This is a genomic window from Microbulbifer sp. ARAS458-1 (assembly GCF_045348205.1).
Classification (GTDB): Bacteria; Pseudomonadota; Gammaproteobacteria; order Pseudomonadales; family Cellvibrionaceae; genus Microbulbifer.
The window spans coordinates 2504445-2529716 of record NZ_CP155838.1; the positions used below are offsets into that span (position 1 = coordinate 2504445).

At 51.9% G+C, this 25272-nt stretch carries 24 protein-coding genes; 4 read left to right on the top strand and 20 right to left on the bottom strand.

Annotated elements, in window-relative coordinates:
• Positions 1-2: 2 nt before the first annotated feature.
• Positions 3-590 (top strand): tRNA-uridine aminocarboxypropyltransferase, encoded by a 588-nt coding sequence (locus AAFH99_RS10285; RefSeq protein WP_406827683.1) that lies wholly within the window; start codon positions 3-5, stop codon positions 588-590.
• On the opposite strand, the gene AAFH99_RS10290 is transcribed toward AAFH99_RS10285, so the two are convergent.
• From AAFH99_RS10290 to AAFH99_RS10380, 19 genes are all read right to left on the bottom strand, one after another.
• Positions 587-1732 carry a hypothetical protein gene (locus AAFH99_RS10290; RefSeq protein WP_051686910.1) on the bottom strand — a complete coding sequence of 382 codons (1146 nt, stop codon included), beginning with the start codon at positions 1730-1732 and terminating at the stop codon, positions 587-589. The genes AAFH99_RS10285 and AAFH99_RS10290 overlap by 4 nt on opposite strands.
• 131 nt (positions 1733-1863) lie before the next feature.
• Entirely contained in the window at positions 1864-2343 is a 480-nt protein-coding gene (locus AAFH99_RS10295; RefSeq protein ID WP_051686909.1) for a hypothetical protein, read from the bottom strand.
• Between the two features lie 47 nt (positions 2344-2390).
• Complete coding sequence (locus tag AAFH99_RS10300) at positions 2391-3182, bottom strand: outer membrane lipoprotein-sorting protein (protein WP_406827684.1); 792 nt, start codon at positions 3180-3182, stop codon at positions 2391-2393.
• Positions 3183-3216: 34 nt separating this feature from the next.
• Positions 3217-5532, bottom strand: a complete 2316-nt coding sequence (locus AAFH99_RS10305; RefSeq protein WP_406827685.1) for an RND family transporter — start codon at positions 5530-5532, stop codon at positions 3217-3219.
• A 53-nt stretch (positions 5533-5585) separates the two neighbouring features.
• The gene (locus AAFH99_RS10310) at positions 5586-6068 is read right to left on the bottom strand and encodes a 3-hydroxyacyl-ACP dehydratase FabZ family protein (RefSeq protein WP_051686908.1); all 483 of its coding nucleotides are present in this window, start codon (positions 6066-6068) and stop codon (positions 5586-5588) included.
• 9 nt (positions 6069-6077) lie between these two features.
• On the bottom strand, positions 6078-7097 hold the full coding sequence (locus tag AAFH99_RS10315) for a beta-ketoacyl synthase N-terminal-like domain-containing protein (protein ID WP_406827686.1): 1020 nt from the start codon (positions 7095-7097) through the stop codon (positions 6078-6080).
• Between the two features lie 9 nt (positions 7098-7106).
• Positions 7107-8336, bottom strand: coding sequence for a beta-ketoacyl synthase (locus tag AAFH99_RS10320; RefSeq protein WP_043316412.1), 1230 nt, complete (start codon positions 8334-8336; stop codon positions 7107-7109).
• Positions 8337-8380: 44 nt separating this feature from the next.
• Complete coding sequence (fabG, locus tag AAFH99_RS10325; RefSeq protein ID WP_043316409.1) at positions 8381-9130, bottom strand: 3-oxoacyl-ACP reductase FabG; 750 nt, start codon at positions 9128-9130, stop codon at positions 8381-8383.
• Between the two features lie 7 nt (positions 9131-9137).
• Entirely contained in the window at positions 9138-10055 is a 918-nt protein-coding gene (locus tag AAFH99_RS10330; protein WP_043316406.1) for an MBL fold metallo-hydrolase, read from the bottom strand.
• Positions 10056-10057: 2 nt separating this feature from the next.
• Positions 10058-11047, bottom strand: coding sequence for a beta-ketoacyl-ACP synthase 3 (locus AAFH99_RS10335; RefSeq protein ID WP_043316404.1), 990 nt, complete (start codon positions 11045-11047; stop codon positions 10058-10060).
• 20 nt (positions 11048-11067) lie between these two features.
• Positions 11068-11397, bottom strand: coding sequence for an SCP2 sterol-binding domain-containing protein (locus AAFH99_RS10340; protein ID WP_043316402.1), 330 nt, complete (start codon positions 11395-11397; stop codon positions 11068-11070).
• Entirely contained in the window at positions 11397-12371 is a 975-nt protein-coding gene (locus AAFH99_RS10345) for a diiron oxygenase (RefSeq protein WP_406827687.1), read from the bottom strand. The genes AAFH99_RS10340 and AAFH99_RS10345 overlap by 1 nt, the downstream gene beginning before the upstream one ends.
• A gap of 4 nt (positions 12372-12375) precedes the next feature.
• A complete protein-coding gene (locus tag AAFH99_RS10350; RefSeq protein WP_043316397.1) occupies positions 12376-13872 on the bottom strand; it encodes an NAD(P)/FAD-dependent oxidoreductase in 1497 nt (498 codons plus the stop codon).
• A gap of 14 nt (positions 13873-13886) precedes the next feature.
• On the bottom strand, positions 13887-14141 hold the full coding sequence (locus AAFH99_RS10355) for an acyl carrier protein (RefSeq protein ID WP_043316394.1): 255 nt from the start codon (positions 14139-14141) through the stop codon (positions 13887-13889).
• Positions 14142-14196: 55 nt separating this feature from the next.
• Positions 14197-15240, bottom strand: a complete 1044-nt coding sequence (locus AAFH99_RS10360; protein WP_043316392.1) for a 3-oxoacyl-ACP synthase III family protein — start codon at positions 15238-15240, stop codon at positions 14197-14199.
• The gene (locus tag AAFH99_RS10365; protein WP_043316390.1) at positions 15237-16085 is read right to left on the bottom strand and encodes a hypothetical protein; all 849 of its coding nucleotides are present in this window, start codon (positions 16083-16085) and stop codon (positions 15237-15239) included. Before AAFH99_RS10365 ends, AAFH99_RS10360 begins: the two co-directional genes overlap by 4 nt.
• Positions 16076-17632: an AMP-binding protein gene (locus tag AAFH99_RS10370; RefSeq protein ID WP_406827688.1), complete on the bottom strand. Its 1557-nt coding sequence runs from the start codon at positions 17630-17632 to the stop codon at positions 16076-16078. The genes AAFH99_RS10365 and AAFH99_RS10370 overlap by 10 nt, the downstream gene beginning before the upstream one ends.
• Entirely contained in the window at positions 17629-18174 is a 546-nt protein-coding gene (fldB, locus tag AAFH99_RS10375; protein ID WP_406827689.1) for a flavodoxin FldB, read from the bottom strand. Before fldB ends, AAFH99_RS10370 begins: the two co-directional genes overlap by 4 nt.
• 756 nt (positions 18175-18930) lie before the next feature.
• On the bottom strand, positions 18931-20073 hold the full coding sequence (locus tag AAFH99_RS10380; protein WP_406827690.1) for an FAD-dependent oxidoreductase: 1143 nt from the start codon (positions 20071-20073) through the stop codon (positions 18931-18933).
• Between the two features lie 203 nt (positions 20074-20276).
• Here AAFH99_RS10380 and dbpA point away from each other — a divergent pair, with 203 nt between their 5' ends.
• Entirely contained in the window at positions 20277-21680 is a 1404-nt protein-coding gene (gene dbpA, locus AAFH99_RS10385) for an ATP-dependent RNA helicase DbpA (protein ID WP_406827691.1), read from the top strand.
• Positions 21681-21741: 61 nt separating this feature from the next.
• Here the strand turns inward: dbpA and AAFH99_RS10390 are convergent, their stop codons facing one another.
• Positions 21742-22182, bottom strand: a complete 441-nt coding sequence (locus AAFH99_RS10390) for a hypothetical protein (protein ID WP_406827692.1) — start codon at positions 22180-22182, stop codon at positions 21742-21744.
• Between the two features lie 258 nt (positions 22183-22440).
• Between AAFH99_RS10390 and AAFH99_RS10395 the strand changes: the two genes are divergently transcribed.
• Positions 22441-24654, top strand: coding sequence for an OsmC domain/YcaO domain-containing protein (locus AAFH99_RS10395; protein WP_406827693.1), 2214 nt, complete (start codon positions 22441-22443; stop codon positions 24652-24654).
• Positions 24655-24816: 162 nt separating this feature from the next.
• The gene (locus AAFH99_RS10400) at positions 24817-25182 is read left to right on the top strand and encodes a hypothetical protein (RefSeq protein WP_406827694.1); all 366 of its coding nucleotides are present in this window, start codon (positions 24817-24819) and stop codon (positions 25180-25182) included.
• The last annotated feature ends 90 nt before the right edge of the window (positions 25183-25272 follow it).

Below are 25272 nucleotides of genomic sequence, written 5' to 3' on the forward strand. Positions count from 1 at the left end.
TTATGCCACGCGAAACCTGTCCTGACTGCCGACGCCCACTCAAGACGTGCTATTGCGATGACCTGGTGTGTATTCCCAGTCATATCAAGGTAGTGATCATACAGCATCCTCTGGAGGAGAAGCACCCGTTCAATACCGGGCGTATGGCACATCTGTGCTTACCGAATAGTACGTTGGTGGTTGCAGAGCGCCTGCCTGGCAAAAAACTAGCTGAGCTGTTGAAGCCCCGATCGGCGCTACTCTATCCTTCCCTGGAGTGGCTCCCGCAAGTGCCGGAGTTAGTCCCAGGGGGATCAGGCGCCTGTGAGCTGGAGCAGCTGGTTGTGATCGATGCGACCTGGCGCAAATCAAAGAAAATGCTCCATCTGCACCCAGTACTGCAAAAACTGCCGAGGGTAAGCTTTGCCGGTGCGATCAACTCAAACTACCAGATCCGCCATTCCTCGATGGAAAACAGTCTATCGTCGCTGGAAAGCATTGCTCTCGCGATGGATGCATTGGAGCCTGAGGGCGGCTTTACGCGGTTGCTCCGACCGTTCGAAAAGATGGTGTCAACGCAACTGGAGCTGGCCCGTTCTCATTCGCGTTAGAAGTAACGCCGTATTTCAAGTTGCAGGTAATCGTCGCGATGAAAACTGAATTCCGGGGATGTGGTATCGATAGAGGAGAATACCCTTGCCTCAATCCCAAGGTGCCAGAAACTGTTCAGCCGGCGTTCGGTTTCGATGGATATAAATCGATTGCCGTTATCGAGGTCTGTTGCGAGTAATGCGAGTACCTCGGTTCCGTTGAAATCATTCAGTGAAAGCCTGAGACCGGCCGCGATATCGTTCTGACTCAATCGTTGGCGCAAGCCTGCGCGATCGTCGAACTGGTACTCGGTAATTATTCCAAGATCAGCACTGCTTCCACCGAGGCCATAGAGAGTATATTCAAACCCACCGACGAAGGCCGTGTTGCGACCGTGCCCTGTCTCATAGACGGATACGGCCTCAAGTTTCAACAGCGTGGCATCCAGTGTGGCTTGGACTTCGAAACCAGTCTGTTCGATTTGCTGATAATGTGGCCGCAACCCCCAAACTTCGCCACTCAACTCGGGCACCAGGAGTGGCGTGCGGCTGGTTCCAGAAAAATGGCTGATACCGATATCCCAGATATCGAAATAATTAGACCAACGCAGCGCCCAATCCACATGACGCTTGCCAGCACTGGATTGAAAGACCGGGTCCGAGTGAACGATAAGTGGAAATCGCAGCCTCGCAGACTCTGATGGATACTCTCTGCTACGAAAGTAGGGAAGCAGGTAACCCTGCAGCGATCCCCAATTTTCTGTCCAGCTCAGCTGTACCATGGGCTGTCCGAGCTTTTCCTCTCCATCCATATCTTCGACAAAATCGTCCTGATTGATAATGTCGACCAGGTGGACAGACTCGGTGACGCCCCAGAATATCTTCTGGACACCGACGGAGACACTGCCGTTTTCAATCGTGGTAAGCCAATAGGCCTCCCGAAGATCAAAGTGGGATCGCTGACTGTCGGCACTATCAAGACGCCCGAATGCTTTGACCTGTATCTGGTGAGCATCTGAGACTTCGTAATACTGCTCAAGCTCTGCAGAAATGGAAGCGGAATGCTCAGATTGTTCTGCGTACAGTGGATTTTGCGGGAAATACCGTGTCTGCGCCGCGAGGTATCCGTCAGTGCTTGCACCAATACTATGGGATTGCAGCAAAAGCAGGGTGAAGGCTCCAAATAGACGGGAATTAACACAAGATCGCTTGCCCGCCGGAAGCGACTTTGTACGCGAATCATGTCTCTCCGTGCGACGCGTCCTATGCGAAATGATCCTACACATGGGAGTACTCAGGGGGTTGAGGAGGAAGACGTCGATTCAGTTGCGCCATTATTCAGGCGAATGGCCCCGAGGGTATATAGGCTTCCCAGGCCGATGCATAGCAGGGAAGACCAGAATAGGAAGGCGGGTCTGACCTGCAATTCGGCAAAATAGGCAGATTCTCCCACGAATAGCAGGGGGACACCGAGCAGACCCCGGGCGAGCAGAATTGCTCCAATTGTGTAGAGAGCAACGCGGGTCAGTGGCAACCGCCGGATGACATTGGCAGCGCCAAAAGCATAAGCAGACCAGATCAGGAGAACAGAGGCGATGAACAGCGTTACGATCGCAGGGTAGGTAGACCCGCTTTCTGCCATTCTGGCCATCTCTTCACCGGCGCCCCAGAATCGATACCAATCGGGTCCTCCGATAATGATGAAAATATGAAGAAGTGCTCCTGCGAGAGTGATAACACCGGCGGCGATAAGGGTACTGCGTTGGCTGATCATGGAAAGTCCTTGCATCTACGAAACATCGGATTGATTAGAAGCGCGCTTTATTTCTGGTGCTTCATACCGCTGCGATGAAAGGTCGCGGGGTCGAAATCCACACCAAAAGACAATTTATTGGTGGCGAGTATGGTTTTGTTCTTATTCTGTACGTTGACCATGGTTTTCGTATTCGCCCGCCAATAGCGATTCTCATACAGATTGTAGTCTGATAGCAGTAGCGTCTTGAGAAGGCTATCTTTGCGATCATAATATTCGACCTTGCTCTGGCGCAGATGCTTGGTGTCTAACCAGACTTTCAGTTTGGTATATCCGGAATTTTCGTATTTCGGAATGTATTCGATGACATGGTTCGGTTTTCCCTGAAAGTCTTCCAGTTCCACGTATCGATAGTCGTATTTTCCGATTTCAAATGAGCCGACGTCCTCGTAGGCGAACTCGCTGCCAAGAAATGGTCCGGATTTGTTCCGCGAGGCGATCCGTTTGATACGCCCCAGAGCGGGCATGTAGATCCATTGCTGATCCGGCTCGAGAACGCGGGATATATTCAGAAAGACGGTGCCTTTGACGTCATGTGGTGTGTCGAAAATCGTCAGGCTTTTATCACCATCGTCGGCTACTTCGAGCATCATGGTCCGCAACTCTCGACTGACGCTATTACCATTTTTGTCGAAGAGAGTCATGGTCATTTCTGCGGATGCATCTACCCACCCAGCATCGCGTTGCTTGCTTTCGGTAACGATTGCGAGTGCCTTTTCATTATTTTGTTCCACAGCCCAGGCCTGCCCGGCCAGTACTATCGCCAGGATGAGATGCGGGATTGTCTTGTTCCATTTCATGGTTAACCTCACTGTAAACCGTTATTGATTGACTTCAAGCCGATTGAGGCTGTACGTCCACCGGAAGTGCAGAAGCCGCGCGCCTTCTGCGAAGGGTGATGATGAGTAGAGCAGGGAGAACTATGAGGTCAAGCACGAGGGCGATCAGTATACAGACCGCAGTGAGAAGCCCCATCTCGGAATTCACCTTGAAGTGCGATAACGCCAGTATGCCGAACCCGCCCGCCAGAATCAGACTTGTGCTGACGATAGCGCGACCGACATGACGTATGGTGCGGGGAACAGCCTGCTCGATTCCAAGACCGGCGCGCTGATAGCGCAGACAGCGGTACAGAAAGTGGATGGTGTCATCTACCACAATACCCAGACTCATGGCTGCAACAACCGAGACCGCGAGGCCCACCTCACCGACCACTATCCCCCAAAGCCCGAACGCCATCAGCGCCGGAGCGAGATTCGGTAGTAGACTGATGGCACCATATTTCAATGATCGCATCATCAACAACATCAAAATTGAGATCCCGATCAGTGCGAGTGCCGTACCAGTGAGCATTGATTTGATATTTCGTAGACTGATGTGCGCGAACATCAATGTGGGGCTGCCCGCGAGCACCTCAATATCCCCCCGCTGGCTCCACCATTGCTTCGCACGCTCTTCAAAGGCAAGCACCTGCTGAGTGGGTATCGTTGACAGCGTTGCCGAGACCCGTAGGGAAGATTTGTCCAGGCTCATCTGGTTTTTCAGATCCAGCCCATAGGGCAGGGACATCTCGTAGAGAAAGATATATTGCGCGATTTCCTGCTCTGTCTCTGGCAGGCGGGCATAGTGTGGATCATCGCCATGCAGGTTTTTGTTCAGGCGCTTGATGGTACTGAGTAGTGAACTTACATGTGTCACTTCCGGTTGCTCATTCAACCATGTCACGAATTCTTCAACATTACGTAGATATGCGGGGTCATAAACCCCATTCTCCGTGCCAGAATCGATGGCATAGTCGATAAAATAGAGCCCGGTAAGACTCTGTTCTATGGTGTCACTGTCAGCACGAAACTGGATTTCGCGATCGAAATAATGAAGAAATGTATCGTCGATCCGGTTCTTGGGTACTTGCGCAACAAGCGCAGCGACAATGAGTAATCCAGCTGCGGCAATGAGCCCTGGTTTATGAACGATTTTATGTGCGAGGCCACCCAGTAGCTTGTCTGTACCGCGTAGCGTGATCCCTTGTTGTGTGACAGGCGGTAGCAACCATAGTAGCGTTGGCAGGACGGTCAGCGAGAGAACGCCAGCAAACAGGATGCCCAGTGCGGTGATGTTGCCAAGATCCCGAAACGGTGGTGAATCACTGAAATTCATTCCGAGAAAGCCAATTGCCGAAGTAATGGAGGTAAGCGTGATCGGCATCCAGTTGTGCGAGAACGCATAGCGAAGCGCCTTCAGCTTAATCCGGGTGTTTTGTAGCTTGTGCTGATAGGACGAAATAAAATGAATGCAATCAGCGATAGCGATGGTCAAAATCATCAAAGGTGCTGAGGCGGAGGGCGGAGTGAGCTGTATGCCAATCCACCCCGCTGCACCCAGTGCCATAAGAACAGATGCGACGATGATACTGGTTGTTGCAAATACCGCGGTCAGCGAGCGAAAAAGTGCATAGAGGATGACCAACATCAGCAGTAGCGCACCGGTGATAAGGGTTTCCCCATCCCGCATGGACACTTCTGCGAATGCGTAATCCATGGGAACCACACCGCTGACATAAAAGGCCAGTTGCGGGTGCTCTTCTTCAACACTGCTAATCATCTCTCTCACGGCTTCCATCACTTCTTTCGGCTGTCCCGGTGTGCGCTCATCGGGAAAGCTGATGGTGATATAAAGTGCCGTATGCGCGCTGTCGTTTGACAACAGTCGACCCACAAGCTCTTCCTGACGAAGTGCATCCTGGTTGGATCTTGTCAGGAAATCCTGGGTTAGAGGTTGATCCGTTGGAACCAGGTCTCGTACCGTAAGATCGTCATTTTCCGCCTCACTGAACTGAAAATTGGTAATGGAATCAACCCGCGTCGAGTAGGGTATTTTCCACGACAGTTCGGTGAGTTTATGAATTGCGGATATGGTGGACTCGGTAAAAACGCGATGGTTTTCCGGTGATAGCATGATCATCACCGTATCGCTCTTTACAAAACGGTCCTGAATGGTATCGAACGCTCTCAGTTCCGGGTTCTCATTATCGTAGAAAGCGTGATAGTCCGTATTGAAACTCAGTTTAGGAATGCCTGCGGCGAGCCCAATGACAATGATCGCCAGTAGGGCAAGCAGATGATACCGGTATTTCTTGGTTAAACTGTCCATGTTGTACGCTTTCTGGTCGTGAGTTGGAGCGAAGCTTTGATGTTGCTGGTACTTTAGGCGGGCTGAGCCTTTGTGTGATCAACCGCCTGCAGGCTGGTGGCGGACACTTTCAGTGTTCCGCGGGCACAGATCTTTCCGCTCTGTAAAGCTTGAACCTTGAATTCGCGAAACGCGTCGCTATCACTTACGATCTTGACCCGCAGTTCAAGAGGTGCTCCGGGGAATACCGCCTTTGGAAACTTGATATCCGAGTGCAACAGGACGTATACCTGATCCGCTGCCAGCTTTTGTGTGTCCGTGATGCTTTTTGCTTCCAGTGCAAGGAATGCCGCACAGGACTGTGCAAGGGCTTCGGTCACCAGAACGCCCGGCATAATCGGAAAGCCGGGGAAGTGCCCCTTAAACCAATAGTCGCTCTCACTCACCGAGCGTTGCGCGTGTAGCGCAACACCGGGGGAGTAGTCGACAATTTGATCAATCAGTAAGAATGGTTCGCGATGGGGAATCAATTCCCGTATATCGATCGTTTTGTACATTTGGCTTACCTATCGCTTCTGAAAGATCACAAGGCTATGTTGCCCGTCGTCGTCACAGGCAAGGATGCCAATGGTTGACGGTGCTGCAGTAGGTTCCCCGAGTACATACGGAGTAGCTTCCTTTGGAACCTGAAGTCCCTTGGTTAACGTTTCATTAACCCATCCCGCGAAAACAAAGGCATTTGCGCATTCGCCAGTTTGGCCGAGCCATGCTTCGCCATCTATCACGTACTGTGCGCTATTGCTGGCGTACATCGCGGCAGCAAGCGACTTGCTGTCATCGTAGAATTTCGATGCAGAAGCAATGATCAGACAATCGAGACCCGCAGGCAGATTCTTGGTGTTGATCGATTGGTTGATCATTGTCACGACGCTGTTCAGGTCTGGTGTTGGACTGGTGAAAATCGTTGGAATGTGGACTAGCACCTGATCGTCTTCCCGGGATCGACGAACCACGAAACTACAGGCGAGTTCTCGGGGCTTTGAGTGCAGCGACTGATGATAGGGTGAGAAAATTTCTACCGCGCCAATAATTCCCAGATTAATTGACTCGTTCTCTATACTCAGAAACGCGAGATCCAGTGTGTGGGCAAGGCTGGATTGACCTGAAGAAACTGTACAGTTTGGACCCTGGACACCCGCAAAACGGGCGAAATGGCTTGCCACCACATTCGCAAGGGTATTTGGCGCGTGCAGTGGGCTGACATAATCGGGGCCGTGATTCCGTGCACACATGTCGAAAACGAAGTCGTCTTCCAGATTAATGTGCTCACCGGCAAAGAAAACACCAATGGAACCTGGGTCTCTTTGCAGGGTTTCAGCCGATTCCGTATCCTCGAGAAGTTTGCACGCAGTGGAGCTGAATAGCTTGGTTGCAGCACTCAGGTGTCGGCTCTTCCCGATACTTTTGTCTGCGTCATAGTTTGAGAAGGTGCCGGTAAGTGCCCCTGTTCTGACGGCATCAAAGCATGTATTCGCGGAAACCGTTTCCGGGAATTTGACGGTAAAACGTTCAATGGCAAAAGTCATAGGGCACCTTTATTCGTAGCGGCTCATTACAATGGAAGCGACATTGCCACCGAAGGCAAACGCATTGCTTAGCACATGGTTTACTTTTGCTTCTCTGGCATGATTGGGGACGATATCCAGCGGGTAGGGGAACGCGGGGTCCAGGTTCTGAGTGTTTGCAGTGGGGGGCAGTGCCTGCTCTTTCAGTGCCAACACACAGGCAACCGCTTCAAAGCCGCTCGCAGCGCCCATACAGTGTCCGATCAGGGATTTGATGGAACTCACCGGGATTTCATTGAGTGTATCGCCGAACACCCGGTGTAGCGCAATGGCTTCTGACTCATCGTTGGCCCGAGTGCCTGTGCCGTGCGCACTGATATAATCAATGTCCGCTTTCTCGATATCCGCCATTTCCAACGCCTGTTTCATGGCGCGGACGGCGCCGTTACCCTCCGGATGCGGTGCGGTCGCGTGGTAGGCATCGCAGGTGAGGGCGTAGCCAGTAACTTCCGCATAGATCTGTGCGTTGCGCGCTTTAGCGTGCTCCAGTTCCTCAAGCACCAGAAACGCAGCACCTTCGCCTACAACCATTCCATCGCGGTTCTCATCGAAAGGTCGGCAGGGGCCCTTGGTGGACGCATTGAGGCGGTGGAAGATGGTATAGCAGGTACGACTGAATGGGTCCGCGCCCCCCGCCAGGATGACATCATTCCTTCCGCTACGAATGCGGTCGAAGCCGACACCCACGGAGTAGTTTCCGGCTGCACATGCGTTTACCAGCGTTGCAGACCCACCGTACAGCGACAGTCGTTTTGCCGTCTCAGTGCTCAGCTTTGCCGGGCTGAAATTCTCGATATCGGCTTTCGGGACAATCGCGGGGTCCTGATCTTCCTGTAAATTGTGGCGGTCGATCGCCCGTTCAACCAGGTCCTGGTTGCCCATGGTTGTGCCGATCAAAACGCCATAGCGATTTGGCTTGTCCGGGTCGATATCGAGATTGGCATCGGTAATTGCCATACTGGCCGCAGCCACACTGTATCCGACCGCCTGGCCAAATGTCGCGAGACTCGGATCCTTACTTTGTGGTAGTTGCTCCCAGTCTTTGATCTCCGCTGCCAGAGGGCGAGGGTATTTATCCGCATCCAGCTTTGTAAGCCTGTCGATACCACTCTGGCTATCCATCAATCCTCCCCAGAAAGATTGAATCTGACTGCCCAGAGGTGATACCACCCCGATACCCGTAACGACTACTCTTCGCATTGTACTCTCCTTGTGGCGCAGCTGATTGCGCGGGGTAGGTTGTGCTAGGCGCTCAGTCCGCCATCGATTACCAGTGTTTGCCCGGTGATATAATCGGCGTGATCTGACAGCAGGAAGAGCGTGGCCTTAGCCACCTCGCTTACTTCACCAACGCGCCGGGCGGGAATCATTTTTGTAAGCTTTTTCATCGCCAGCTCATTCATCTGATCGACCATGTCGGTACGGATAAACCCGGGGGCGATACAGTTGACCTGAACACCGAAACGAGCCATTTCATGGCTGAGAGTTTTTGTCAGTCCGACCAGGCCCGCCTTGGATGCCGAGTAATTTGCCTGTCCTGCACTTGCCTGAAGTCCACTGACGGAAGAGATAAAAAGAACCTTGGCGTTGTCGTGATGGATCATGTGCTTTAACGCAGCCTGAGTGATAAAGGCACTGCCGCAAAGATTGGTATCGATTACTCGATCCCAGCTTTCCGCTGGCATGGTCATGAAGGCCTGGTCGGCGGTAATCCCTGCATTATTGACGAGGGCGTATAGGCTTCCTTCATTGGCGATTACATCATCCACTACCGCCTGGCATTGCTCCGGATCAGCGACATCCGCTTGCACACCGCGGCAGTACAGGCCCTGTGCGGCGCTGTCGCCCTCGATATCCCGTGCCAGCGCTTCGTTGTTGCGGTAGGTGAATACCACTCTGGCGCCGCTCTGGCTGAGGGCGTCTACAATGCCTTTACCGATTCCACGGGTTCCGCCGGTTACGATGACGGTTTTGTCTTTTAAAGAGCTATACATAGTTCTCTCACGCTAATGTTGTAGAAGCCGGACACCTATCGAAGGTGTCCGGGGACATATTCAGAATCAGGTCGACCATCCGCTTCATGCTGCTGCGATGGAGGCTTTTCGGTACGAATGTCGCGCTAAGTTCATGCCAGTGCCGATGGAGATCCTCGGAGATCTGTTCGCTGCAAGCTGTTTGGCGGATCTTCCGGATACATTGCTGCGTCTGCTCAAGACAGTCGGCGACAATATTCTCGCTGCCCTCAGGGGTAAGTACGCCGTGATGCGCGGTCACTATCTGACGTACAGGGCTCCGGCTGAGCGTGTTCAGGGTTTCCAGGTATGCCGCTGCGTGGTCGAATATTAATGGGCGCCATTGATGCGTTGCTGGATCGAGCTCCCCCAGACAATCCCCGGTGAATAGCCGTTGTCTCTGGAAGTCATAGAAACACACATGATCCGGTGAATGTCCTGGGGCGGCTAAAGTGACGACTGTGAGCCAGGCGCCGGCCACAAAGGACACCCCGAGATCGAGCACCCTACTGGGCATTGCGTTTAGGCTGATACAATCCGTTGACAGAGTGGGCACACCCAGATCCGTATTCAGTCTGCTGATGACTGCACGGGTCGACGCGCTCTGCCAGGCAGCGATCGTTGCTGCACTTGCGACGATTTCCACATTTGGCATAAGTGGTACGACGTAGGGAAGCATTCCACAGTGGTCATAGTGTTTGTGGGATACAAACCAATAGCGTATGGCTTCCAGGGGTATCCCGTGTTCGGCCAACTGCGTAAGAAGTAAATCGCTATCCCGTCCGATACCACCCTCGAACAATGCAAATTCATGGTCATTGATCGGGACGGCATAAACCGATACACCACTTGAACCCAGAATTTTCAGTTCGTCGCAAACCCAGTTTTCACGGCTGTGGCATTTCATGGTCAGGGAACCCGGTACACCAGGCTTCCCCAGGTCGCACCGGAACCGTAAGCGAGACAGAGTACCGTCTGACCAGAGGAGAGTCTGTCCATATTTAACGCCAATGTTGCGGGCAATGAGGCGGAGGCCATATTGCCGAGCTTATGCACGGTTATAAGAAACTTTTCCTTGGGGATGCGTAGTTCCTCTCGCACACAATCCAGTATTCTGAGATTTGGTTGATGACAAATGACATAGTCAATATCGTCGAGAGTTAATTCGTTGTGTTCAAGGGTTTCCTTGGCAAGTCGGATCAGCGTATTACTGGCGTGCTCAAACATCGGGCGCCCATTCATGACAAACTCGGTATCCCCAGCCTCAATCTGTTCTGGACTTAGAAATCGGATACCTGCAGATCCAGGGGCTTTGGTCATCAGCAGATCAAAGTAGTTACCATCAGCTCCTAGCTGGCAGTCGAGCATCCCCGATTTAGCATTTTCACTTTTACGGACAACCGCAGCGGCGGCGCCATCTCCAAGCAGGATGGCCAGATTCCGACCTTTGTCGGAGCAATCCATACGCTTTGACAGCACCTCGCCACAAACGATGAGAATATTCTCGTATTTGTCGTTGTTGAGAAGTGCGTTAGCCAGTTCAAGGCCATATACGAATCCGCTGCACTGGGCCCGTAAGTCCATCGCCGGAACGCAGTCGAGGCCCAGCTTTCGCTGAATCAAGCAGGCCTGGGATGGATCGTGGTGGTCTGGCGATAACGTATTCACCAGCAAAAAGTCGATTTCTGAAGGGCCTATTCCGGAATTTTCCATTGCCTGTATGGCCGCGGGAATCATCAAGTCACTACATGCTTGTCCGCTCGCCGCATGGTGTCTGTAGATGACACCCGTACGTTCGATGATGAATTCCTCAGAGGTATTCATCATTTTGACAAGATCTGCATTTGAAACACATCGATCGGGTATCTTACAACCCATTCCCGCTATCTCTAAAGCCATGAGATTTTCCACTGCCTCAATTATTTGAAAATATTGTCCATTTTACTGGCGAGATAAATGTTGCCTTTCACGAGAAGTTTGCGCGTCAATATCGCTGTCATTCCCTTCAGCTCATTATTCACCAGTCGCAGATAGGAGTTCTCGTCGGTTTCAAAAGTCACATCTGGGTTTTCCCTGCGCCCCTCGAGTATGGCGAACTCACCATTGTTAACGTGGATGCAGAACTCTTTGCCGTTCTCTCCATTGATGATCCACTGATACTTTGCATCTACGCCTTTACTGGCCGCAGGCTGAAAGCGGGCGTCCATGGATTGAATCACTTCATCGATAGAACTTATGCGCTGTGTCATTACTGCTGGCCTCTCGCTAATGCATTATTAATTACGCGCTCGAACCCCTGCATTACCCAGATGTCGTGGTAGTCAGGGTGGTAAATACCAGATTTTACGAAGTAGTGAATGCTTGGCATCACAAGCTGATCATTGAGTTTCTGCCTGTGGTCGGAGTAGAGAATGACATCAAGCAGATGTTCGTGGTCTTTGAAAGCGGGGTCCTGGAAGCCGATCTTTTCGAAGCAATCGATATTTGTGATGCCCTGGTCCACCAGCTGGCGAAGATATACTGCGGTCAACTCCTGAGCTTGCTGTTTGAATGTGGGGTCACTGTCAATGAGGTTCTGAATCATCTGTTGCCCCCACTTGATATGCCGCATCTCTTCTTTCCAGTGGGCTTGCACCACCGCTTTCGCCATCGGATGTACGTAGTCCGCATCGACATCAAGACGTTGATATTCATCTGCTATCCATTCGATAACCATGGTCAGAAATACGGCCATCAAAGGGTATTGCCCGGTACCGGCATTGTCATCGTAGAAAGTCCTGAGAAAATCAGGCATTGGATAGATGTCGCTGCCGTAGTAACGGATGGCTTTCTTGAATACCAGCGTGTGTACGAGCTCTTCCTTGATGAAGTGCTTCATGTAGTCTCTTACCAATGGAAGATCATCGAAGGCACCGTTGTTGAGCTCTTTCATGTAGTACTCAACGACCAGAGATTCGAGATGCACGAATGCTGACCACCAGGTAATCATTTCCTCCTGGGAGAGTTTCTGAATTTCTTCAGGTGTCGCTTTATCCCAGAACTCTGTGCCGTAAATGGAAATACGCTCACGCTTTTTTAGAAAAGGAGGTTCGACAATCTCCATGTCCCAAGGATGATCGTGGAGAGTGCTCATTGATTTTTTTTCAGACGATAGAATGAGACGCTCAGTGACTTTGTTGATACGGTCAATGTTGGCTTGGTGTACGACAGCCTGCTGCGACATGGTCTTATGCTCCTTCTGGGATCGGTTGTCGATTGCGGATGGTGGCGGCGGTAAACCCGAGGCACATGGCGGGTTCGTAACCGGCTCCGTTTATCCAGGTTCCGACAAACTGAAGCCCCTGAAATGGTGGTTTCTGTAGAAATCGCACGTTTCTTTTCGGCGTTGGTTTGTACCCGAAAGAGGACCCACCGTACGAGTTGGTGAACTTTTTACTGGTCTTCGGCGTCGATACGTCGAAATACCGAATGTGCTTTTTGATATCCGGAAAATGTGACGCAAAACGATCGATCAATAGTTGTGCAATCGCAATTTTCCGTTTCTTGTATGTCTGACGATCCAGTTCGAACCAGTCAGACTGATGATCCAGTACTTCGAGTTGGATGACGTTTCCGTAGGAGGAATCGAGTACCGAGTAGTTTGATACCGAAAGCGGCCAGTGCTGATACCGCTCGTCGGATGCGGCGAGTCCTTCTGCGCAGTCCAGGTACTGCGTCGAAGCGAACAGATAGTCGTCTTCTGTTATCCCGATATCCTTCGGCGGTCTGTCCAGTCCGAGATAGACGATAAAGGCACCCAGCCCGAACTCCAGAGATTCCAACTTTTCAGCGAAACGATCTAACTCTGTCGTTGAAGGGCTGAGATCGATAATCTGATTGGGGCAACCGGTGAACACGGTGTGTCCTGCGGTTATGTCGTACCGTCTGGTCAGGCAGCCGGTGACGGTGCCTTCTTTCACCTTCAAGCGGTTTACCTCCTCTCGGACGATCAATTGACCGCCGCGACGTGTAAACTCACCGGCCAGGGTGTCAGATAGCGCCTGTGACGATCCTTTGACAAAACGTTTCTCTGTAAAGAAGAACGTGTAAGCAAAATGGAGGAAGTACAGCGCATCGACTTCATAGGCTTCTACACCAAGATTGATTGCAATTGCACAAAATAGCGTAATCAGTTCCCGGTTGTTGAATAGCTCGCAGAGATAGTCGTATGTAGTGATTCGACTTAGTTTCCGCCCACGCACGATTTCATCCAGACTGAGTTCGTGCTCGCCCAGAGCCAATCGTGCGATCATGTAGTTCTGATAGCCGCAGCCTTTTATATCTGAGACGAAACGCTGTATTGACTCAGCCTCATCGGGGAACGCCTGCAGTAACTGAGCTATGAATTGCTCAGGGTGTGCAGACAGACGAAGGTTTCGCTTTCCGATAAAGATGTTCGTCAAGTGTTCGTAGGTCTCAAAGTCCACAAGGTCAATGAGTCCCGTACGGGTCAACGCATCTTCGAGGTTTCCGTTTTTGCCGAACCCGGTAATCTTGTGAAGACTGCAATCGAATATATATTCGCCTTTACGGGAAAAGTTGGTGGCATAGCCACCAACTTTTGTGTGTTTGTCTATGACAACCACACGTTTCCCGGAAGCGGCGGCTACATTCCCGTAGACCAGCCCGGTAAGACCTGCACCAACGACCAGTTCGTCAGCGAAAATTTTCGCTCGTTCCTTCATTGAACAAATCTCGATCAGGCGGTCGCTGCTTCTTTCGCGTCGACCAGTTCATTGATCAGATCGGCAATGGCCTGAATGGTCACCATTTCTTCATAGCGGGACGGTGGAACCTTTACTTTATACTTTTTCTCCAAGCCTACCGTGATCTCCAGCCCGGCCAGAGAATCCAGGCCTACGTCTTCCAGGTTGTCCTGAAGACCGATTTCCGTGTCTTCCAGCTCGCCGGCTTCGATTGCGAGGCTTCTGATCGTCTCGATAAGATTGTCCATAATGTCACCTGTTTAGAGAAAATTTGGGGGACTCCCCCGGTTAAATTACATATGTTCAGCAGATAACGATATCGCCGACACGCCACACCTGTGCCGCAAACCCCCATCCCGTCGCCGCGCCAGCCATTACGATGGTGTCACCTTTCTGGATACGTGCCTGCTTCAGGGATTGATGCAGGGTATAGGGGATAGAAGCGGACACCATGACGCCCGCCTTATCCATGGTTGTGAGATATTTCTCTTCAGGGCAGTCGACGCCGGATGCCCAGGCGTGCACGAGGAGGGGAGATGGCTGGTGAAACACGAATTCGCTGATCTTGTCACTTTTCAGATCCGCTTTTTCCAGGGCACGGTGAATTGCGATGGGTACATTTTGCGGAACAAATTCCTGCATCTGCTTCTGGCCATCTTCGTCCAGGGTGAAGTAAAGCTTTGTGGGCGCTGTCTGGCACCCATTTGATGGGAGGCGCCATTTCCCTGTGGCGATCGTGTAATGTGTAGCATCGCTGTGTTGTGCGCTAGCGAGCAGCTCGCCTTCATCGTCACTGACGGTGAGTAGTGTCGCTGCGCATCCGTCGGAAAATATTGTGGAACTTCGGTCGGTGTAGTCCATCATGTTGGAGATGTACTCACAGCAAAGAACGATTGCGTTTCTGACTTTCCCTTGCTCGATGAACGAGGCTGCAAGCTTCTGACCCAGTAAAAAGCTTGCGCATTCCATCTGGATATCAAAGTGCATGGCATTCGTCAGGCCTGCTTCTTCACGCAATACCCGACTCAATCTCGGATACAGGCGCGGAGCATTGACCGCTTTCACGCTGCCGATATCTGTCAACACAGGGCAAGATGCTGCGCAAATGATAAGATCAATATCCTCAGCTTTGAGATTGTTGGCTTTCAGCAGGCGACTGAGAACGGAGAGTGAAACGGTCAGTTCATTCTCACCGAGCTCGGGACTGAAATAGCCGCGCTCTTCAATGCCCCAAAAACGCCACCACAGTTTTGACATCTCAGGAAGTTCGCTGAAGACCGGATCAGTATTTTTATATCGACGTGCGGGCAGCTGGCTCGCGATCGATGCTATTTTCGCCTTTTTCATGATTTAGCCTGGCTCACGGTCAACGTTACGAAATCAATCGCTGATGCGAATGGGTCATACGAGTAGAGGCCGGTCGCTCCACTATTTGTTTCGAGATTGCTCTTCATCCATTGAAAGAATGTGAAGGGCCCCGCGTTTAATAAATCGCCACCTATCCAGGATTCAATCACGTAGTCGTCGTACAGGTCGCTATTCCGGTTGTGCGTAGAGGTGATGGTGCTTTCGACCGTGTTTTGAAGGTTGGGGTGATAAGCAAAGCTGAACTGACCTTTCTTGTCATTTGCCGATTTGATTTTTGTATTCAGATTGATGCTTAGCGGCTCAATGTCTAGATTGAGGGGATATGTCGCAGCAATTTGTTGCCGATCCGCTTCCAGCAAGGCAATCGCAGCGCCGTCGGAGCTTATAAAACCACTCTCGGGATCGGGATCAAACGACTGATTATTGTCATATCGGATCACTAAAATATTGCTGTAGGACTCGGCGATCGCCAGGGTGTTGATGATTGAAAGTGCTTTGGCGAGGCTTGATTCCATCAGGTCGAAAACGAAAGCCTTGTTCGCACCGATCACACTTTGGAATGGGTGTCCGATTTTTGGCCCCATTACACTGGTATCACCGATCAAGTGGTCTGGCGCGAGCGACAGAGAGACAATCAGATCGATATCATCCGCTTTAACCTGATGCCTGCGTAGAATCCGGGCGGCCATTTGTTGCAGATAGTCCACGCCGATACTGCCGGTTTCAAACCGGGCGTAACGGATTGGGTAGGTATCACTATCACCTGGGTCGACGCTATTAAATGCGGGTTCCGGAAGGTGGCAATCAACGTCAATTACGCGCATTCAGATGTCTCCACAGATTCAGTGTGCTGGCTTGCAATCATCGTCATTTCTTTGCGAACCACTTTCCCGTTGTCATTTCTGGGAAGAGAATCGAGGTACAGAATTTCCACGGGATGCATGTAGGAGTCGAAACGATTCTGAACAAATTCCAGCACAGACCGTGCGGTGACAATCTGCTGATCCGCCACCAGAAACAGGATGGGTTGTGAGGGGGTTGCGCCACTACTTGATGGAACAAGAGCACACTCAAGCAAGGAGGGGAATTGCACGAGCAGGCTCTGTTCAATAAGAGCCGGAGTCACCCAGCGCCCATTTACCTTGAACATGTCGTCTTCGCGACCTCGATAGTAGTAGTAGCCGTCGACGTCCATTACAAAGTTGTCGCCCGTCCGGTACCACCCCTGATTGAATTTCTCAGACGTTTTTTCGTGTTGGCCGTAATAGCCGGAACTTACACTATCTCCTCTGACCAGCAGTACCCCTTGTGTGTCGGGCGCAGTTATCTCGTCGCCGTTATCGTCTACGAGCATGCACTCGTAGCCCGGCAGCACCCGGCCAGTAGCTCCGGCACGGGTGTTTCCCGGGCGATTGGCAAGAAAAATATGTCCCACTTCCGTCGCGCCAATGCCGTCACACACTTCAACGCCCTGTTTCAACCAGTATCGGTATTCGGTTTCGGGAAGAGGGGCACCGGCAGATACCGCGTGCTCGATTGATCTTGCTATCAGGCTCGCATGGCCTTGCAATGCATTGTAAATGGCCGGTACGGCAAACAGCACAGAGGGCATGTATCGGGTGATGTTGTCGATAATTCCTTTGGGTGTGGGCCAGGCATCATCAAGAATAGCGGTGCAGCCTGCGTATAGCGGGAAAAAAAGCGAGTTACCCATGCCATAACCAAAGAACATTTTGGGTGCTGAGTAGCACACATGTTGGTTGTTCAGGCTGAGCAGCTTCCCAGCGACGGCCTCGCAGAAAGCCAAAGTACCTGCAGCGGAATGCATTACCCCTTTCGGTGTGCCCGTAGATCCGGATGTATATTGCAGATAGCAGAGCGCTTCGCTGGATGTCTCATAGAAATCATCCCATTCTGGATTACCTTTCGCGAATCCATACTGCTCAGGAGAGAGGCCATTATCAGCCTGTAAGTCTTCTTCAAGAAGAATGATCTCGATATCAGACCAATGGGGGAGCGTATGCGCTTTTTCAAAGGAGGTCACAATGAACGCGGGGGTCTTCTGCGAAATCATAGCTTCGATGGTTTCACAGCGAATCTTTGGGTTGATGATCGCTGGAACGCCACCTACCGCGATGATTGCCAAGAACATCTGCGCCAGTGATGGCGAGTCGTTCAGCATGATCAGTATGTGGTCACCGGGATTGATCACGCTCTCGAGTTCGCTGGCAAGTGCTCTGACCGAAGCTGAAAATTGTGTCCGCTTTATTCGGCTTTCTTTGTACAGGTACAGTACCTCTGTGGAAGATCTATCGCTGCTTCGAAGGAGTAGCTCGGAGAGGTTTTCGCGGTAACATGGGTTGCTGATCATACGGCAGAGACCTCCGCAGCAGCATCGCACTTACTACTCATCTGTTGCAGTAGTGAAGTACACCAGTCTGTAATACGTTGCTCTGTCTTTTCCGGTTGGCAGTCTTCATCAAGTGCGAGACCGACAAAATGTTTCCCATCGTCCGTCAGTGCTTTTGAGCTTTCAAATTCGTAGCCCTGATTCGGCCAGTGGCCAATGATCTCTGCTCCTTTTCCCACACATAGATCGTGCAATATTCCCATGGCATCAAGGTACCACTCAGGGTATCCATACTGGTCCCCCAGGCCGAACAGCGCGATTGTCGCATTTGAAAGATCGGTCTCTTCGAGCTCGGGCCAGAGTTCTTCCCAGTCCGATTGTAAGTGCCCGTAGTCCCAGGTTGGTATGCCAAAGATCACGAGATCATAAATTTCCAGGTCGGGAAAACCCGCATCTGAAATCGTGTTCAGTTCAGCGAGATCATCCCCGAAGAAGCCATGTATCTGCTTGGCTGCGACTTCGGTATTGCCAGACGTGGAGTCGAAGTAAATTCCAATTTTCACAATAAAACCATCCGATGGTAACTCTGATGCCCATGGCCACGGTGTGACGGAAAGCGAGTTCGCTTCCCGTGAAAACTTTCCGGGTCCACTTGGCGCGCTGTGTCGATTGATCTGCGGTGTACGCTAGCGAAGTTTTGTTACATAAAAAATTCTTCGTAAAAAAATATTCTCGATAACGTTTTTTCGATGGGAAAAGATTGCTTGAGTGGCAAGGCGGCGCATTTCATCAGGAATTATTTTTTTCGTCAATGCGCAAAAAAATTATTTTCGCGTGTAATGCGGTGAAATGTCGCACCTGCCCAGATCGGGTTTTCGTGAGTTTCAACTTTATGTGGAATTGCGCGCTGAGGCTGTATTGGTACGGGTGTGTTTGTTGTTGAAGATATGTTTCTACTGAAGAGGATGTTTTTGCGTGCTTGACGGTTTCTTGGGTGTTTATCGGTTTCAACTTAACCGGTTTTTCGAGTTTGATAATCCTGGAACCATTGTTCTGGTTTGTTAATCGGTACGCGGGTGTGATTTTGTTTCAGGGTTCTCGCAAGGCGTGTATTAATTTTTTTGTTGTATTAATTTTATGGTACACGTGTCCAATCTGTTTGGTTTTGATCGCTGCGTGCGATGTTTTGCGAGAATTTTATTCGTATTTTTTCTTGCACGCTGGTTCAGCTTTGAAAGCAGCGGAGTTTTTTGCGCGAGACGGTAGCGGTAAAAAATCCAGGTTCATGTGGTGAGTGGCCGAAAATAATGCAGGCGGAATCAGTCTGTCTTCTCTGTGTGCTTGAAGTACGGCTTATAGATAGCGCCACCGTTTCCGATCTTTGGTATGCGACTGGAATACTTAATTGCCGCGAGTTTTACGTGGTTTAGCCGTTCCCCGGGCAGGTGCGCGATTTTCCCGAACATTCTTGAGTAGGATTTTATTTTTAGGACTCGTTTATGTCTTGCAGATATGTACGCTCGTGTCAGATCGGAATCGATCCTGGGTTCGGGTTTTGACTTGATGAGCTTTACCAACTCTGCGGCGTCTTCAAACGCGAGGGAGGCACCCATGCCCAGGTTCGGTGATACTGCGTGGGCAGCGTCGCCTATTCGGAGGAATCCACTATCGCTTAACCAGCACACCTTGTTCTCAGTGATTCGGTCGAATCGGACCTTCGTATGCTCGGTGGTGCTACGACTGACCGTCTCACCAGCCTGGCCGAAACGCTCCAGTATCTGTCGGAGGTCTTTGTTGCTGTATCGGGATTCGTGGTTGAATGCACATGGTTGGGAACTGAGAAATACATAAGCGCGGGAGCTGGTTACCGGGAAGATCCCCAGGCGGTATTTTCCGTTGTGTATTTCGTACGCCCGTTCCTGATCGAAGTTGGTGTCTATCAGCCAGCGCCAGACCCCTTGTGTGGTCTGTTCAATTTTTGCGGCTTCGGGTTCAAACCCGTGAATCCCATCTGTGAAAAGGACACTGCGTGCCTCCACTGTCTCTCCTGTGGAGAGCGTAAGGCGTGTAAAGCTTCCAAACTGTTCGACTGTAACCAGTTGCTGTTGTGGCAGGCAGCGCTTTATGTCGACGTTGCGATACAGCAATCGATGCAGTGTGGAACGTAATGTCGATACGACCGGGTAGCCCTCATAACCTACAGGTTGCTCTGCGATGCTATTGTGTTTGGGCGTTCCGAATACCATGTGGGTGAGGGGTATGTACTCGTTCAACTGCTGGTAATCCACTCCAAGAAGGTGCAGTGCGTGCAACCCTGAAGGGTGCAGGACAATGCCCATACCGTCGGATACTGGGAGTTGTCGCTGTTCTATGAGGCGGTAATCTATGCCCGCGGTTTCGAGTCCGCAGGCAATTGCCATGCCTGCAAGGCCCCCGCCTATGATCGCGATGTCCGTTTTCATACTGTACAGTTCCTAGTGTTCCAGCGCGGATTACTGCGCTACTGCCTTGCTTACAGAATGAAATCACACCCCGTACCTCAAGAGAAGCCTGGTGACTGCCATGAAAAGGTGTACTGCGGGTTGTTCGCTCAAGATATATGGATAGGAAACCGCGCGCTCCTTAACTACAATACGCGGCTATTTTCCCTATCCGAGTTCCCGCTGTGACCATTGCCAACGCTGACCACCCCCGCGATTTCCAGTCTCTTCCTTTACAAAACCCCTTATTGAAGAACCTGAAGGATTTGGGCTACGAGCGACTGACCGAGATTCAGGCGGCGGCGCTGCCGGCGATTGTTGCGGGGAAGGATGTGATAGGGCAGGCCAAAACAGGCTCCGGCAAGACGGTGGCGTTTGGTCTCGGGTTATTGCACAAGCTGAAGGTCGAGCAGTTTCGGGTCCAGTCTCTGGTGCTGTGTCCGACCCGGGAGCTGGCCGATCAGGTGGCGCGGGAGCTGCGCAAGCTGGCGCGGGCCATCCACAACATCAAGATCCTGACTCTGTGCGGTGGTATGCCGTTCGGGCCTCAGATCGGTTCCCTCAAACACGGGGCTCATATCGTGGTCGGTACCCCGGGGCGAATTGAGGACCACCTGCGCAAGGGCAATCTCGATCTGAGCCATGTGGATACGCTGGTGCTGGATGAAGCCGACCGCATGCTGGATATGGGATTCCAGGCGGTGCTGGATCAGATTCTGGCAGAGCTGCCGAAGGAGCGTCAGACACTGCTGTTTTCCGCTACCTACCCGAAAACCATTGATGCACTTGCAACCCGCGTGCTGCGAGACCCGGTCAAGGTGGAAGTGGCCGCGGCGCACACCAAGAGCACCATTGAGCAGAACTACTACCGGGTGGAAAACAATGAAGCGCGCCCTGGGGCGCTGTACCAGCTACTGGCCAGTTACGATGCCTCGTCAGCGCTGGTGTTCTGCAATACCAAAAAGGAAACCGAAGAAGCGGCGCAAGCGCTCAAGCGCGCAGGCTTTGCCGCGCTGGCTCTGCACGGAGATATGGAGCAGAAGGACCGCGACCGCACCCTGGCGCTGTTTGCCAACGGTAGTGCCTCGGTTCTGGTGGCAACGGATGTGGCAGCGCGCGGGCTGGATATCGAAGAGTTGCCGGTGGTGGTGAACTACCACCTTTCCCGAGATCCAGAGGTGCACGTGCATCGCGTTGGTCGTACCGGCCGGGCAGGGCAGAAGGGCGTGGCGCTCTCAATGGTAAGTAAAAAGGAAATCTACAAGCTGGAGCGGCTGGAAGAGTTGATGCAGCAGAAAATTACTCTGCTGGAAGTGCCCGAGCTGTCACGGGGATTTGCGCCGACACGTCCGGTGATGTCCACGCTGCAGATTGACGGTGGCAAAAAACAGAAGGTGCGTGCCGGTGATGTTGTGGGTGCCCTGACCGGCGATGGTGGTATCGATGGCACTCAGATCGGAAAGATTCAGCTGTTCGATTTTTCTACCTTTGTGGCGGTAGAGCGGCCCGTGGCCAAGAAAGCACTGAGCAAGCTCTCTGCCGGAAAAATCAAAGGCCGAAAGTTCCGCGCACGTATCGTCGGTGTTTGATCATTTTCACGTTCGGAGCACCCCATTGCACACTGGTTCGTGGCAATGGGGAGCTATCCCATCAAAAGCGCAAACGAATGCCCAGCGCGCCATCCACGTCGAAGCCTTCGTAGTAGTCCACATCGCTAAATCCGTAGTGCGGTACTGCCTGAATGTAGGCCTCGAGGCTCGGTGCAATACCAAAGCTCAACCCAATCGGCAGGCGAACGCCGGTCTGGTAATAGTCGCCATTCCCGCCGCCGTCTCGATAAAAGCCGCCCGCATCGATGTAAGCATGCACGGTGCCGAGATTATTGCTGAAGTTCTGCAAGCGCATATCAACGGCAATCGCATCGCTGTTGAAAAAGATCGAAGTTCCACGCAACTGCGCGGTCACGCCCAGCCCCAGGTCGTGGGCGACACCGAGGCCAACCCCTGTCTTGTTGGCGGCGAAACTCGGGGCGCTGATGGCAGTAATCAGAAGAGGGAGGACGATCTTGTTCAGGTGCTTAAAGAGCTTCATGGGTACCTCTTAGGTGGAGATGAATAAGGTGGCGAGTATAGATGCGGCGCCTGGCGGTGCTTTGCGGTGGATCACAGTTGCGAGAAGGCCGGCCGGTTCTAAGATACCTCGGATCAAGTCCGCAATACCTGAGGTATCACGGATTTGGTCAGAGGTCCCTTAATATTCTGGCAAGACGAAGCGGGGAAAAATCGGGATAATGCCGCGGCTTCGCTTGGCCATTTATTGTCCCCATTCAGCCCCAAACCGGTAGTTTCCATGGAAATCAGCGTCAACTTCCTTGATAACCTGCGACTTGAAGCCAAATTCGATGACTTCACGGTCATCACGGATCAGCCGATCCGCTACAAGGGGGACGGTTCGGCGCCCAGCCCGTTCGACTATTTCCTGGCTTCCTCGGCCCTGTGTGCGGCCTATTTTGTGCGGGTTTACTGCCTGGCGAGGGATATTCCTACGGACAATATCCGCCTGTCTCAGAACAATATCGTGGACCCGGATGACCGCTACAACCAGATCTTCAAAATCCAGGTGGAATTGCCGGAGGATATCTCCGAGAGGGACCGACAGGGCATCCTGCGCTCCATCGACCGTTGTACCGTGAAAAAGGTGATCCAGACCGGTCCGGACTTTCAGATTGAGACGGTGGAGAATCTGGCGGAGGACGCCCAGGCGCTGCTCATGGTGGAGCCGGACGCGGAGCATCAGACCTTTATCGAAGGCAAAGATCTACCGCTGGAGCAGACCATTGCCAATATGACGAAAATTCTTGCCGATCTCGGCATGAAGATCGAGATTGCTTCCTGGCGTAATATCGTGCCCCACGTCTGGTCTCTGCATATCCGCGACGCAGCCTCGCCCATGTGTTTTACCAATGGTAAAGGAGCGACAAAAGAGAGCGCTCTGTGTTCTGCGCTGGGCGAATTTATTGAGCGATTGAGCTGCAATTTCTTTTACAACGATCAGTTCTTTGGCGAGGAACTCGCCGATGCCGAGTTCGTGCACTACCCGAATGAAAAGTGGTTTGCACTGGAAGACGACGACGCCTTGCCTGCGGGCATTCTCGATGACTACACCCGGGCGATTTACGATCCGGAAGGGGAGCTGGGCGGTTCTAACCTGGTTGATACCAATTCTGGTCGTGCCGACCGCGGTATCTGTTCCCTGCCGTTTGTGCGCAAGTCCGACGGTGAGTCGGTGTATTTCCCGTCCAACCTGATCGAAAACCTGTTTCTTAGTAATGGTATGAGTGCCGGTAATACTCTGGCGGAAGCCCAGGTACAGTGCCTGTCAGAAATCTTCGAGCGGGCGGTGAAAAAGGAAATTCTGGAGCAGGAAATTGCGCTGCCGGATGTACCTAAAGAGATTCTGCAAAAGTACCCGGATATTCTCGAAGGTATTGAAGAGCTGGAAAAGCAGGGCTTCCCGATTCTGGTAAAAGACGCCTCTCTCGGCGGCAAGTTCCCGGTGATGTGCGTGACCCTGATGAATCCGCGCACTGGCGGCGTGTTTGCGTCCTTCGGTGCGCACCCGAGCCTGCATGTGGCACTGGAGCGCAGTCTGACCGAACTGATGCAGGGCCGCAGCTTTGAAGGTCTGAACGACGTACCACCGCCGACCTTCAATAGCCTGGCGGTGACCGAGCCGCACAACTTTGTCGAGCATTTTATCGATTCCACCGGTGTGGTTTCCTGGCGTTTCTTCAGCGCCAAATCCGATTATGCATTTGTTGAGTGGGACTTTACTCCGAAAACCAAGTCCGGCGATCACGGAGATACCAACCAGGCCGAGGCGGAACGCCTGTTCGCAATCCTGGAAGACATGGGCAAGGAGGTCTATATGGCCACTTACGATGACCTGGGTGCATCGGCCTGTCGTATTCTCGTACCCGGCTATTCCGAGGTTTATCCGGTAGAAGACCTGATCTGGGATAACACCAACAAGGCACTGGACTACCGCGAAGACATTCTCAACCTGCACCGGTTGGAAGATGACGCGCTGGAGGAACTGGTTGAACGACTGGAAGAGAGCCAGATCGACAACTACGAGACCATCATTACGCTGATTGGTGTGGAATTTGATGAGAACACCGTCTGGGGTCAGCTCACCGTTCTGGAGCTGAAGCTGCTCATTTACCTCGCCCTGCAGCGTCATGAAGAAGCGCTGGAGCTGGTGGAGACCTTCCTGCAGTACAACGACAATACCGTTGAACGCGGGTTGTTCTATCGTGCGGTGCAAGCGGTGCTGGAGATTGCGCTGGATGAGGATCTGGCGTTGGAAGATTATCGCTATAACCTGAACCGGATGTTTGGTGAGGCCACCATGGATGCGGTGGTGGGCTCAGTCGATGGCAGCCTGCGTTTTTATGGTCTGACGCCGACGAATATGCAGCTGGAAGGATTGGACAAGCATCTGCGCTTGATTGAGAGTTACAAGAAATTACATGCTGCTCGGGCGGCTAAAGGCGTTTGTTGACTTGTTTCTCATAGGCGGTGTGTCGTTCCCACTAATTGTACGTCTGCTCCCGAATGGTATGTGGATACAGGGTTCAGGTGGAACCAACTGAGCTATATATGTAGAAAAATTTGAGGCGAATACTCTCGTATTGGCCTTTTTCTCCGATTGAAGGGATATCGTATGAAAGGTTCGTGTAAATTGCTGGTGTTACTGGTCGCAGTGATCGCTAGTGGTTGTACGCTAGTTGGGGCGGCGGTCGACTCGAAACTTCATGAACATGTCAACGAAGGGAAATCTTGGCCCGACAAGAAACCTCGTTCAAACGATTTTATGAAGATTGGCGCCATAACTGATGCAATGGTCGTCAAGTCGGTCGTGTTTCCTGATGGGCTGCCAAAAACTGAGAACAGTCCCGTACAAGTTCCATCGCAATGTACCGAGCCATTGGTGCTTGTGTGTTCGTCTGCAGGAAATGTGTGTGTGTGCAAGCGACCAGAATCAGTGAAGGTCAAAGTTTATGAAGAGCCAGAGGATGAAAATGGCTAATGGAGCCGGAATCGAAATTGGTTTGCTTGTAAGTTTGCAATAAAAAGCCCGCCAAATGGCGGGCTTTTTACATGTTGACCTAGTGAGTAT